Annotated in this window: 11 protein-coding genes; 7 read left to right on the top strand and 4 right to left on the bottom strand. The window is 69.5% G+C overall.

All coding sequences use genetic code 11. The features are described from left to right. Positions 1-202 precede the first annotated feature (202 nt). From kdpF (OG782_RS29560) to OG782_RS29540, 5 genes are all read left to right on the top strand, one after another. Positions 203-292 (top strand): K(+)-transporting ATPase subunit F, encoded by a 90-nt coding sequence (gene kdpF, locus OG782_RS29560; RefSeq protein ID WP_078075662.1) that lies wholly within the window; start codon positions 203-205, stop codon positions 290-292. A 7-nt stretch (positions 293-299) separates the two neighbouring features. Then, positions 300-1,964 (top strand): potassium-transporting ATPase subunit KdpA, encoded by a 1,665-nt coding sequence (gene kdpA, locus OG782_RS29555; protein ID WP_406456089.1) that lies wholly within the window; start codon positions 300-302, stop codon positions 1,962-1,964. 26 nt (positions 1,965-1,990) lie between these two features. Continuing rightward, positions 1,991-4,099, top strand: a complete 2,109-nt coding sequence (kdpB, locus tag OG782_RS29550; RefSeq protein ID WP_406459338.1) for a potassium-transporting ATPase subunit KdpB — start codon at positions 1,991-1,993, stop codon at positions 4,097-4,099. A gap of 6 nt (positions 4,100-4,105) precedes the next feature. Next, positions 4,106-4,771 carry a potassium-transporting ATPase subunit C gene (locus OG782_RS29545; protein ID WP_406456087.1) on the top strand — a complete coding sequence of 222 codons (666 nt, stop codon included), beginning with the start codon at positions 4,106-4,108 and terminating at the stop codon, positions 4,769-4,771. 115 nt (positions 4,772-4,886) lie between these two features. Then, a complete protein-coding gene (locus tag OG782_RS29540) occupies positions 4,887-5,570 on the top strand; it encodes a response regulator (protein WP_406456085.1) in 684 nt (227 codons plus the stop codon). A 387-nt stretch (positions 5,571-5,957) separates the two neighbouring features. Here OG782_RS29540 and kdpF (OG782_RS29535) read toward each other — a convergent pair whose 3' ends face one another. The 4 genes from kdpF (OG782_RS29535) to OG782_RS29520 form a co-directional block, all read right to left on the bottom strand. Beyond that, complete coding sequence (gene kdpF / locus OG782_RS29535) at positions 5,958-6,047, bottom strand: K(+)-transporting ATPase subunit F (protein WP_406456083.1); 90 nt, start codon at positions 6,045-6,047, stop codon at positions 5,958-5,960. 147 nt (positions 6,048-6,194) lie between these two features. Further along, positions 6,195-7,574, bottom strand: a complete 1,380-nt coding sequence (lysA, locus tag OG782_RS29530) for a diaminopimelate decarboxylase (protein ID WP_406456081.1) — start codon at positions 7,572-7,574, stop codon at positions 6,195-6,197. Between the two features lie 17 nt (positions 7,575-7,591). Then, the gene (locus tag OG782_RS29525; RefSeq protein ID WP_406456079.1) at positions 7,592-8,020 is read right to left on the bottom strand and encodes an SAV_915 family protein; all 429 of its coding nucleotides are present in this window, start codon (positions 8,018-8,020) and stop codon (positions 7,592-7,594) included. Positions 8,021-8,221: 201 nt separating this feature from the next. Next, on the bottom strand, positions 8,222-10,165 hold the full coding sequence (locus OG782_RS29520) for an amino acid transporter (RefSeq protein ID WP_406456077.1): 1,944 nt from the start codon (positions 10,163-10,165) through the stop codon (positions 8,222-8,224). Between the two features lie 353 nt (positions 10,166-10,518). Between OG782_RS29520 and OG782_RS29515 the strand changes: the two genes are divergently transcribed. Together OG782_RS29515 and OG782_RS29510 are read left to right on the top strand one after the other, a co-directional pair. After that, a complete protein-coding gene (locus OG782_RS29515; RefSeq protein WP_406456075.1) occupies positions 10,519-11,034 on the top strand; it encodes a toxin-antitoxin system HicB family antitoxin in 516 nt (171 codons plus the stop codon). A gap of 82 nt (positions 11,035-11,116) precedes the next feature. After that, on the top strand, positions 11,117-11,962 hold the full coding sequence (locus OG782_RS29510; protein ID WP_406456073.1) for a DUF4097 family beta strand repeat-containing protein: 846 nt from the start codon (positions 11,117-11,119) through the stop codon (positions 11,960-11,962). Positions 11,963-11,991: the final 29 nt, after the last annotated feature.

Here is an 11,991-nt window from a genome sequence, read left to right as displayed (position 1 = left end):
GTAAGGGTCTCGTCAAAGACGTACCCATGCCCGTAAGGGACCTGTCAACGGAAGACAGAAGTGCTCGTTCTGGGGCTTTGCTCAAGGTGTCCGAGTGTCCGAATCTCACCTAGGAGCACACGATGGCCGACGTGGCCTTCGTCGTCACCACGATCGCGGTCTTCGCGCTGGTGGCTCTCATTGCCAGGGGGGTGGCCAAGCTATGACCGCCGAGAACATCGTCGGCCTCGTTGTGGCCGTTGCCCTGCTGGGCTACCTCGTCCTCGCCCTTCTTTACCCGGAGAGGTTCTGAGCCCGATATGAGCCCCGTCCTCGCTGGTGTGCTCCAGCTGCTCGCGCTCGTTGTGGCGCTGGGTCTGGCATACCGCCCCCTCGGCGACTACATGGCCGGCGTCTATTCCTCTCCGAAGCATCTGCGGGTGGAGAAGTGGATATACAAGGCCATCGGCGCCGACCCGAACACCGAGATGCGCTGGACCGCCTATCTGCGTGGTGTCCTCGCGTTCTCCGCCGTGAGCGTTCTCTTCCTTTATGTGTTGCAGCGGATTCAGGGTTCTCTGCCCGGTTCGCTCGGTTTCTCGTCGATCGACCCGGATCAGGCGTTCAACACGGCGGCGTCGTTCGTCGCGAACACCAACTGGCAGTCGTACTACGGCGAGCAGGCCATGGGCCACGTCGTGCAGACCGGTGGACTGGCGGTGCAGAACTTCGTCTCGGCGGCTGTCGGTATCGCCGTCGCGGTGGCGCTCGTACGCGGCTTCGCCCGGTCCCGTACCGGTGAGCTGGGCAACTTCTGGTCCGACCTGGTGCGTGGCACCGTGCGGATCCTGATTCCGATCTCCGTGATCGGCGCCCTGGTACTGGTCGCCTGCGGGGCGATCCAGAACTTCTCCGGCATTCACTCCGTCGGGCAGTTCATGGGCGGCTCGCAGCAGTGGAACGGCGGCGCGGTCGCCTCGCAGGAGGTCATCAAGGAGCTGGGTACGAACGGCGGCGGCTACTTCAACGCCAATTCGTCCCACCCCTTCGAGAACCCGAACGGGCTCTCCAACCTCTTCGAGATCTTCCTGATCCTCGTCATCCCGTTCGCCCTGACGCGTACGTTCGGCCGCATGGTCGGCTCCCTTAAACAGGGATACGCGATCCTCGCGACGATGGGTGTCATCTGGCTCGGATTCACCGCGCTGATGATGTGGACCGAGTTCTCCCACCACGGTCCCGCTTTCGATATCGCCGGCGGGGCGATGGAGGGCAAGGAGACCAGGTTCGGCGTCGGCGGCTCGTCCATCTTCGCGGTGGCCACCACGCTCACCTCCACGGGTGCGGTGAACTCGTTCCATTCCTCGTACACGGGCTTCGGCGGCGGTATCACGATGCTCGGCATGCAATTGGGTGAGATCGCTCCCGGTGGTACCGGTTCGGGTCTTTACGGAATGCTGATCATGGCGATCATCGCGGTGTTCATCGCGGGTCTGATGGTCGGCCGTACGCCGGAATACCTGGGGAAGAAGATCGGCACCCGCGAGATCAAACTCGCCGCCTGCTACATCCTCATCACGCCGGCTCTGGTGCTCTGCTTCACGGCGGTCGCCATGGCTCTGCCGACTCCCGGGAATTCGATGACGAATACGGGGGCGCACGGCTTCTCGGAGATTCTGTACGCCTACACCTCCGGCGCCAACAACAACGGTTCGGCGTTCGCGGGGCTGAACGCGGACACCCAGTGGTTCAACACCACGATCGGGCTCGCGATGCTCCTTGGCCGGTTCCTGCCCATGGTGTTCGTCCTGGCCCTGGCCGGCTCGCTGGCCGAGCAGAAGCCCGTACCGGCGACGGCGGGCACGCTGGGCACCCACAAACCGCTCTTCAGCGGTCTGCTGGTCGGCACGATCCTGATCATCACCGGTCTGACCTACTTCCCGGCCCTCGCGCTGGGGCCGCTGGCCGAAGGGCTGGCGTCATGACCATCCGTCTGAAGCAAGAGGACTCGATGTCCACCGACACCCCCTCCCGGGCACCGCACCAGGACGCGCCCACAGGCCATCAGGACGAAGGACGCGTCGGCGCCGGCCTGTTCGACCCGAAGCAACTGCTCAGGTCCTTCCCCGACGCGGTACGCAAGCTCGACCCCCGGATCATGGTCAAGTCCCCGGTCATGTTCGTGGTGCTGATCGGTTCGGTACTCACCACCGTGCTGGCCGCGATGGACCCGACGGACTGGTTCGGCTGGGCCATCGCCGCCTGGCTGTGGCTGACCACGATCTTCGCCAACCTGGCGGAGGCCGTCGCCGAGGGCCGTGGCAAGGCCCAGGCCGACACGCTGCGCAGGGCCAAGACGGACACCGTCGCCCGTCGGATCATCGGCACGAACGAGGAGCGGGTCCCCGGCGCCGAGCTGCGCATCGGCGATCTCGTCGTCTGCGAGGCCGGCGACATCATCCCCGGCGACGGAGACGTCGTCGAAGGCGTCGCGAGCGTCGACGAGTCCGCGATCACCGGCGAGTCCGCCCCCGTCATCCGGGAGTCCGGCGGCGACCGGAGCGCGGTGACCGGGGGGACGAAGGTCCTGTCCGACCGGATCGTCGTCAAGATCACCACCAAGCCCGGTGAGACGTTCATCGACCGGATGATCGCCCTGGTCGAGGGCGCCGCCCGGCAGAAGACACCCAACGAGATCGCCCTCAACATCCTGCTGGCGTCCCTCACCATCGTGTTCCTGCTGGCCGTCGTCACCCTCCAGCCCTTCGCGATCTACGCCGGCAGCGAGCAGTCCATGATCGTGCTGGCCGCGCTGCTGGTCTGTCTGATCCCGACCACCATCGGCGCCCTGCTCTCCGCGATCGGCATCGCCGGCATGGACCGGCTCGTGCAGCGCAACGTCCTGGCCATGTCCGGGCGGGCCGTCGAGGCCGCCGGTGACGTCTCGACGCTGCTGCTCGACAAGACCGGCACCATCACCCTCGGCAACCGCCAGGCCGCCGAGTTCCTCCCGGTCAAGGGCACGACCGAGGCCGGACTGGCGGACGCCGCCCAGCTCTCCTCACTGGCCGACGAGACCCCCGAGGGGCGTTCGATCGTCGTCCTCGCCAAGGAGAAGTACGGGTTGCGCGAGCGTCACCAGGGCGAACTGTCCGGCGCCGAGTGGGTCGCCTTCACCGCCCAGACCCGCATGTCGGGTGTCGACCTCACCGAGAACGGCACCGCTCGCCGGATCCGTAAGGGTGCGTCGGGCTCGGTCCTCGCCTGGGTCCGTGACCAGGGAGGCGCGGTCTCCGATGACGCGGGCCGGCTGGCCGACGCGATCTCCGAAGCCGGCGGCACACCGCTGCTGGTGGCCGTCCACGACGAGCGGGGGCCCCGGGTCCTGGGGGTCATCCACCTCAAGGACGTGGTCAAGGAGGGCATGCGCGAGCGGTTCGACGAACTGCGCCGGATGGGCATCCGTACGGTCATGATCACCGGCGACAACCCGCTGACCGCGAAGGCCATCGCCGAGGAGGCGGGTGTCGACGACTTCCTCGCCGAGGCCACTCCCGAGGACAAGATGGCCCTCATCAAGCGGGAACAGGCCGGCGGCAAACTCGTCGCGATGACCGGCGACGGCACCAACGACGCCCCCGCACTCGCCCAGGCCGATGTCGGTGTGGCCATGAACACCGGAACCTCGGCCGCCAAGGAGGCCGGGAACATGGTGGACCTGGACTCCAACCCGACCAAGCTGATCGAGATCGTCGAGATCGGCAAACAGCTCCTGATCACCCGAGGCGCACTGACGACGTTCTCCATCGCCAACGACGTCGCGAAGTACTTCGCGATCATCCCCGCGATGTTCGCCGTGGTCTACCCCGGCCTGGACAAGCTCAACGTCATGGACCTGTCCTCGCCCCGGTCGGCGATCCTGTCCGCCGTCATCTTCAACGCGCTGATCATCATCGCGCTGGTGCCGCTCGCCCTCAAGGGCGTCCGGTACCGCCCCAGCGGCGCCGACTCCATGCTCCGGCGCAACCTCGGGGTCTACGGGCTCGGCGGCCTGATCGCCCCGTTCATCGGCATCAAGATCATCGACCTGATCATCTCCCTCATCCCCGGAATCGGCTGACCTGCCATGAACAACTCCGTAGGAAACTCCGCCCGGCTGCTCTGGGCAGGACTGCGCGCCCTGCTCGTCCTCACCCTGCTCTGCGGCGTCATCTACCCCCTCGCCGTCACCGGCATCGCCCAGGGCCTCATGCCCGGCCGCGCCAACGGCTCCGAGGTCAGCGCGAACGGCAAGGTCGTCGGCTCCGAACTCATCGGCCAGCGCTACGACCTCCCCCTCAAGAAAGGCCAGGACACCCCGGCCCCCGATCTCAAGTGGTTCCAGCCCCGCCCCTCCAACGGCCTGGGCACCAACAGCGTCAACACCCAGTACTCCCTGATCCTCTCCGGCGCGACCAACCGCTCCGGCGACAACAAGGAACTCATCGACTGGGTCACCGCCGCCAAGGCAGCCGTGGTCAAGGACAACTCCGTCCCCGGCCACCCCGTCCGTCCCTCCCAGGTCCCGGCCGACGCCGTCACCTCCTCAGGCTCCGGACTCGACCCCGACATCTCCCCCGCCTACGCGCAACTACAGGTCAACCGCGTCGCCGCACGCAACCACCTGGACACCGCGCAGGTCGAGAAGCTCGTCGAGCAGCACACCGACGGCCGCATCCTCGGCTTCGTCGGTGAACCCCGCGTCAACGTCCTCCAGCTCAACATCGCGCTCAAGGAGCTCGTGGAGCAGTGACCGGGTTACAGCAAGGGGAGGGGACCGGGGCTGCTGACACCAGCCCCGGTCCCCCGGTTCCCGCTCCCGTCGCCGGCCGCGACAGCTCACGCACGACAGGAAAGGCGGAACGCCGATGACCCGGGTACTGGTGGTGGAGGACGAACCGCAGCTCGTCCGGGCCATCGCGATCAATCTGCACGCCCGCAAGTACGAGGTGGACGCGGCGGCCGACGGGAACACGGCGCTGCGGCTCGCCGCGGCGCACCCGCCCGATGCCGTGCTCCTGGACCTCGGTCTGCCGGACATGGACGGCATCGAGGTGATGCGGGGGCTGCGGCGATGGTCCCGGGCACCGATCCTGGTGGTCTCCGCGCGGACCGCGTCCGGCGAGAAGGTCAGAGCACTCGACGCCGGCGCCGACGACTACATCACCAAACCGTTCAGCATGGACGAACTCCTCGCCCGGCTGCGGGTCGCGACCCGGCGTACGGGCTCCGCGTCCCGTGCGAGTGGCGAGGGAACCGTCGTCACCGAAGGGTTCGTCCTCGACCTGGTCACGAAGGAGGCCAGACGCGACGGGCGCACCGTCCGGCTGACGCCGACCGAATGGCAGTTGCTGGAGATCCTGATCCGCAACACCGGCCGGCTCGTCAGCCGGCGCCAGTTGCTGGACGAGGTGTGGGGGCCCGCCCACCGGGAGCACAGCAACTATCTCCGGGTGTACATGGCCCAGTTGAGGCGGAAGCTCGAACCGGACCCCGCGCACCCCCGTCACTTCATCACCGCCCCGGGCATGGGATACCGCTTCGAGAAGTGAGGGGCCGCCGACGCGGCCCCTCACGGCTTTCCCCCCTCCGGACCGGATGGCTTCAGAGACTGGAACCTGCCGGAGGCGAAGGGGCGGATCCTCGCGCTGAGGGGTGTCTGCGACGCCGCGCCGGCGCCCGCGTAAGGAACGCGGGAAGAGTTCGGCGCGCAGCGCCGGGAACACGCCGGTATCCACGGGACGACCGCGGTCGTCTGCCGCCCGCGGTCCCGGTCCTGGACACACCGGCCGAGCCGCCCGCGGTCCGCAGCCCGCGGTGGCCACGCGCGCGGACCCTGTGCGGCACCACCTGATTCGAGTGCGGGGCGGCCCCTTCAAGGGGCCGCCCCGCGCAGTGACGACAGTGCTGTGCGGGCCCGCCGTTGCGCGGCTCCGGTGTCAGAACCGGTCCGGATACTTGATGGACAGCACCAGGTACCCGACGAGGCTGATGGCGACGATGAGGCCGATGATGTTCTCAGTGGTCACGTGGCACTCACCACGGGACGCGCTGCGGGCCCAGGAAATGCCGGGGCATGACGGCTCCTTCGATGTCTGCGGGAGAAGGCCGGCGGGGAGGCAGGGCCTGCGGGGAGAGGGCCGGCGGGGAGAGCCGGCCGGCGCGGTTCCGGACGTTCACAGTCCGATGTCGCGGCCGTTGATGTCGGCGAGGGATTCGCGGCGTATCAACAGCCGGGCGCGGCCTTCGTGGACGGCGACCACGGGCGGGCGGCCGACCGCGTTGTAACTGGACGCCATGGACAGGTGGTAGGCGCCCGCGACCGGAATGGCCACGAGGTCGCCCGGGTGGATGTCGCCCGGCAGCGCCGCGTCGGCGGCCAGTACGTCGCCCGCCTCGCAGTGCCGGCCGACGACGGTCGCCGTGCACGGAGCGGCCGTCGAGCGGCGGCCGATGAGCCGGGGCGCGTAACGGGCGCCGTACAGCGCGGGCCGCGGGTTGTCGCTCATGCCGCCGTCCACGGCCACGAAGACGCGGTCGCCGGTCCTCTTGACGGCGAGCACCCGGTAGAGCGCCACGCCCGCGGGTCCCACCAGGGCGCGGCCCGGCTCGATGGTGAGCCGGGGCACGGGGATGCCGGCAGCGGTGCAGCTCGTGGCCAGTTCGCGGCGGATCCGGTCGCCGAGGGAGGGGATGTCGAGCGGTTCCTCCCCCGGCCGGCAGGCGACCGCGTGTCCGCCTCCCATGTCCAGTTCGGGCAGCGTCACCGTGTGCTGCCGGTGGATCCGGGCCAGCAGCCCCACCATGCGCCGCAGCGCGGTCAGGTAGGGCTTGACCGTGGTGATCTGCGAGCCGATGTGGCAGTGCAGTCCGACCAGTTCCAGGTGTGGTTGGTCCAGGATCCGGGCGATGGCGTGCCGGGCGCTCCCGTCGGTGAGGGAGAGCCCGAACTTCTGGTCGTCGGTGCCGGTGCGGATCGCGGCGTGGCCGCCCGCGCTGACGCCGGGGACCACGCGTACCAGCACCTTCTGCCGTGCGCCGTCCGGCACGAGCGCGGACAGCCGGGCGATCTCCCAGGCACTGTCGATGACGATCCGTCCGACGCCGAGGCGCAGCGCGGTGCTCAGGTCGTCCGGGCTCTTGGCGTTGCCGTGGAGCACGATGCGCTCGGCAGGGAAGCCGTTGATGACGGCGAACTCCAGCTCACCGGCGGAGCAGACGTCCAGGCCGAGGCCCTCCTCCCGCACCCAGTGCAGGAGCGCGCGGCAGAGGAACGCCTTCGCCGCGTAGACGACATCGGTGTCCGGGAAGGCCCGCAGATAGGTGCGGCAGCGTTCTCGCACCTCGCCCTCGTCGAGGAGGTATACCGGGGTCCCGAAACGCTCGGCGGCCTCGGCGAGGGAGACGCCTCCCACCGCGACATCGCCGTGGGAGGCGACCCGTGCGGAGGCGGGCCAGACGGACAGGCCTGCGGCGTTGCCCAACGGTACGGGGACCGCGGGCGGCAGGTCCGGCGCCGTTGCCGGGACCGGCAGTGCGGTCAGTGCGGTGTTCATGGTGTTCCCCCGGCCGGTCATGTGGTCGGTGCGGGAGACAGCGGCTGAGTGCCGCCCGCGCGAAGTACGTCAGCCGTGCGCGGATCCCGGGCCGGCCGGTGATTGCGCCGCGGCTCACGGGACGTACGGCTGACGGGCCCGGCAGCGCGTTTGGCACCGGGTCCGGGGGCGGCCGGCAGCGGGTCGACGGTGAGGTCGACGACTCCCAGTGGTGCGACGAGCGCGCGCACCGCCGGCTCGGAGAGCCGGATCCAGGCCTGCCGCTGCCCGAGGGTGTGCGTCAGGTGCCGCTCGTCGGTGAACGCGACCGCGGTGCGGACGCCGAGAGGCGTACGGAAGAGGCGGGCGCAGTAGCCTGCGGGCCCTGGCCGGACCGGAACGAACAATGCTCCGGCCCGGTTCGGTTGAAGGGGGTCGGGATCCTCGGCGCGCTGAATGTCGTTCATGGCACTCCTCGTGAGGGCGGGTCGGTGCCCCGGACCACTCACGATCCGGGGCGTACCAGCGACGCTATGCCCGCTCCTGCCGCGCCTGACGTGTCCCTTGGCGGACTCTTGATCACGGAAGCCCGACCCTTGACGCACGATTGACAGCGGCCCCTCCCAGCGACACCTTCAGCACGGTGCCGGGGAGCGGCCCCGCGCGGGTCAGCCGACGTGGATACGCGGCCGCCTCGCCATGTCCGGTTCGGCGCGGCGCAGCACCTCACGCGTCACCGGTGCGACCTCCCCGTCGCCGAAGACGAGGAAGCGCAGCAAGTGGCCGACGGGGTTGCCCTCGGTCCAGTTGAAGTAGCCGTGCGGGATCTGCCCGGTCCGCTCGCGCAGTTCCATCAGTACGGCGGCGATGGTGTTGGGTACGACGGCGCCCTCCACGCGCAGCCTCCGGGCGCCGTGCTTCTCGTCGCCGTGCACATGCAGGTCGGCCGTGAAGTCGGAGGAGTTCTGGATGAACACCTCGAGGAACAGGACGGGCCGGCCGTCCGGGATATGGGTCTGCTCGCGCTGGCTGTACTCCTTGGCCCGGTACTCGGCCGTGCTGTGCTCCCGCGGTTCATGGGCGATGATCCGCAGCGGACCCGACGCGGCCGCCTCGTCGATGATGCGCAGCGCCGCCTCGTCGAACGTCACCGTCGCGGCGCGGAGTTCGAACGCGCGGTGGATCCGCGACGCGAACGAGGTGAGCAGGATGCCGGTGATGAAGAGTGCGGCGATCTTGATGCCGTCCGGGCGCTCGATGACGTTGGTGACCAGCGTGTACGCGAAGACCACCACGATGACGCCGAAGCCGGCGGCCGCTCCGCGGTGGCCCCTGGCACGGGCCGCGATGGCGGAGGCGAAGGAGGCCGAGAGCATCAGGACCAGCACGCCGGTGGCGTACGCGCCGCTCTGCGCGTCGACGTTCGCGTCGAACCAGAGGGTGATGCCGACCGCGATCGCCATGAAGACGAGCACCAGGGGCCGCACCGCGCGGGTCCACTCCGGCGCCATGCCGTAGCGGGGCAGATAGCGCGGTACGAGGTTGAGGAGCCCGGCCAGCGCGGAGGCCCCGGCGAACCACAGGATCGCGATCGTCGACACGTCGTACACCGTCCCGAAGGCCTCACCCAGGTGCTCGTGCGCCAGATAGGCCAGGGCCCGTCCATTGGCCGGGCCGCCGGCCTTGAAGTCTTCCTCGGGGATCAGGATGGTGGTGGCCAGACTGGAGAGCAGCAGGAAGCAGCTCATGATCAGCGCGGCGGTGGTCAGGAGCCTGCGGGTGTCACGGATCCGCCCCGCCGGCTTCTCGTACGTGTCAGAGGAGGCGCCGCGGATCTGGGGCATGACGGCCACGCCGGTCTCGAATCCGGACATGCCGAGGGCGAGCTTGGGGAAGACCAGCAGCGCCACCCCGATCATGGCCAGGGGCGAGGAGTGCGCGGCGGTCATCGCGTCCCACCAGTTCCCGATCACGACGGGCTTCGACAGGATCTGCCACGCGGACGTCGCGAGGACGACGAGGTTGAGCGTGAGGTAGATGCCGACGAGGACCACGGCGATGCCGATCGCCTCCCGGAAGCCCTTGAGGAAGACCGCGCCGAGGCCCCCGACCAGGACGAGGGTGATCCAGACGTTGCCGCCCTCCGTCCAGTGCGGGGCGAAGGGGTTCTCGACCACGTGCGCGGAGGCGTCTGCGGCCGACAGGGTGATGGTGATGATGAAGTCGGTGGCCGCGAATCCGAGCAGCACCAGGACGAAGATCTTCCCTGCCCACCAGGGGAGCAGCCGCTCGAGCATGGCGATCGAGCCCTCACCGTGCGGGCTCTCCTTGGCGACGCGCCGGTATACGGGCAGCGCGCCGCCGAGGGTCAGCGCGATCAGTACCAGGGTGGCCAGCGGGGAGAGCAGCCCTGCGGCGAGCGCGGCGATGCCCGGCTGGTAGCCGAGGGTGGAGAAGTAGTCGACGCCGGTCAGGCACATCACGCGCCACCACGTGTGGCCCTTGTGCTCGGCCGGCGGGGTGCCGTGCGGTCCCGGGTGCCGGGCCGACTGCTCGCTCAGCCCCTCCAGCAGCCAGGTGCGTGCCGCGTGGGACTCCCGCTCTCCGGTCATCTCTGATTGCTTCCTGTCCTGCTCGCCGAATCGGTGTGGCGGGGAGCGAGTGTCCAGGTCATCGTCACCTACACCCCGGGCCGGGGCGAGCGCAGCGGGCCGGGGTGTCTCCTCGCGCGTCATCGGGCGGCACAGACCTGAGCCATTCAGTGCCACTCGGCGCCATCCGGTGCCACTTGGCACCACATGGCGCCATTCCCTGCCCCGGAGAGCACCCGCGCGCGCCGGACATCACGATCACACGAACCACCACCAGCACATTTTCGCAGGTCAGAGCCACCAAACCTCATCTCGACCCCGAGATGTCACCACAACGCTTGCACATGGAGCCACGATGGTGCCATTATGGCGTCATGGACCTCACCCCGTATGTCGACACCCTCCGCCGCGAACTCGCGGTGGCCGCCGAGGCCGGCGGCGACGAAGCGCGCGAGCTGGCCGAGAGGCTCACCGCTCCCCTGGAGTCGGCGACACGGCTGACCATGCTCAACGTGCTCTCCGCAGCCATGGACGAGATCACCCGTGAACTCGCCCCCGGCTCGGTCGACGTACGGCTGCGCGGGCTCGACCCCGACTTCGTGGTGACGCTGCCGCCCACCGGCGGCGCCCCCTCGGAGCCCGCCGCGCCCGCCGAACCGCTCATGCCTGCGGCCCCGGCCGAAGGTGACGAGGGCGGCACCGCCCGCGTCAATCTGCGTCTGCCGGCCCACCTCAAGGCCCGCGCCGAGGAGGCCGCGAACCGCGAGGGCCTGTCGGTCAACGCCTGGCTGGTGCGCGCCGTGTCCGCCGCGGTCGACGGCGGCCCCCGGCCGCGTACGACGGAGAAGACCCAGACCATCGGGCAGAACTTCACGGGCTGGGTGCGCTGACCGCACCCACGCCCGCACCACTTCACCCACACCACGTCCCACCAGCGGGAACGTGTTGAAGACCCAAGAGGACGGGACAGTTATGCCTTCTTTCGACACTCCCGAACCGATCTCGGTCACCGCGCACGTGGAGGCCGGCTCCATCCAGTTCACCGCGGGCGACCGCCCCGACACCGTCGTCGAGGCCCGGCCGCGTGACCCGAAGAAGGACCAGGACGTACGGGCGGCCGAGCAGACCTCGGTCACGTACGGCAGCGGCACCCTGACCGTCAGGACGCCGAAGCAGCGCTATCTCCTCGGGCGGACCGGCACCGTCGACGTGACGGTCGAACTGCCCACGGGCTCGCGCATCGAGGTGACCGGCGCCTGGGCCCAGGTGCTCGGCGAGGGCCGGCTCGGCGAGGTCCGTGTGAAGACCTCGTCCGGTGACGTCCGCTTCGACACGACCGGGCCGCTCCAGCTGACCGCCTCGCACGGCTCGATCACCGTGGACCGGGTCGAGGGCAACGCCGAGATCACCACCAGCTCCGGCAGCCTGCGCGTCGGCCTCGTCGACGGCTCCGCCGTCCTGAAGAACTCGCACGGCACCACGACCGTCGGCGCCGCGACCGGCGAGCTGCGGGTGAGCGGTGCCAACGGCGACATCGACATCCGGCGTGCCGAGGACTCGGTCACCGCCACCACCGCCCACGGCACCCTGCGCGTCGCCGAAGTCGCCCGCGGCACGGTCCAGCTGGAGACGAGCTACGGGGCCATCGAGGTCGGTGTGCGCGAGGGCACCGCCGCCTGGCTCGACGTCAACTCCGGCTCCGGCCAGGTGCGCAACACCCTCACCGCTTCCGAGACCCCGGAGCAGGACGAGGACACCGTCAAGGTCCGCGCCCGCACCCGGTACGGCAACATCGACATCCGCCGCGCCAAGCCCTGACCTGGCCCGACCTGCCCTGCTCTGCCCTG

Origin of the sequence: Streptomyces sp. NBC_00876, assembly GCF_045207435.1 — a bacterium.
Lineage (GTDB): Bacteria > Actinomycetota > Actinomycetes > Streptomycetales > Streptomycetaceae > Streptomyces.
Note: the sequence above shows the minus strand (reverse complement) of the source record. Positions and strands in the feature narration are given on the sequence as shown.

Bases quoted from the DNA above. Each gene is read 5' to 3' on its own strand.
- kdpF (WP_078075662.1), top strand. From the start codon at position 203: ATGACCGCCGAGAACATCGTCGGCCTCGTTGTGGCCGTTGCCCTGCTG.
- kdpA (WP_406456089.1), top strand. From the start codon at position 300: ATGAGCCCCGTCCTCGCTGGTGTGCTCCAGCTGCTCGCGCTCGTTGTG.
- kdpB (WP_406459338.1), top strand. From the start codon at position 1,991: ATGTCCACCGACACCCCCTCCCGGGCACCGCACCAGGACGCGCCCACA.
- OG782_RS29545 (WP_406456087.1), top strand. From the start codon at position 4,106: ATGAACAACTCCGTAGGAAACTCCGCCCGGCTGCTCTGGGCAGGACTG.
- OG782_RS29540 (WP_406456085.1), top strand. From the start codon at position 4,887: ATGACCCGGGTACTGGTGGTGGAGGACGAACCGCAGCTCGTCCGGGCC.
- lysA (WP_406456081.1), bottom strand. From the start codon at position 7,574: ATGAACACCGCACTGACCGCACTGCCGGTCCCGGCAACGGCGCCGGAC.
- OG782_RS29525 (WP_406456079.1), bottom strand. From the start codon at position 8,020: ATGAACGACATTCAGCGCGCCGAGGATCCCGACCCCCTTCAACCGAAC.
- OG782_RS29520 (WP_406456077.1), bottom strand. From the start codon at position 10,165: ATGACCGGAGAGCGGGAGTCCCACGCGGCACGCACCTGGCTGCTGGAG.
- OG782_RS29515 (WP_406456075.1), top strand. From the start codon at position 10,519: ATGGACCTCACCCCGTATGTCGACACCCTCCGCCGCGAACTCGCGGTG.
- OG782_RS29510 (WP_406456073.1), top strand. From the start codon at position 11,117: ATGCCTTCTTTCGACACTCCCGAACCGATCTCGGTCACCGCGCACGTG.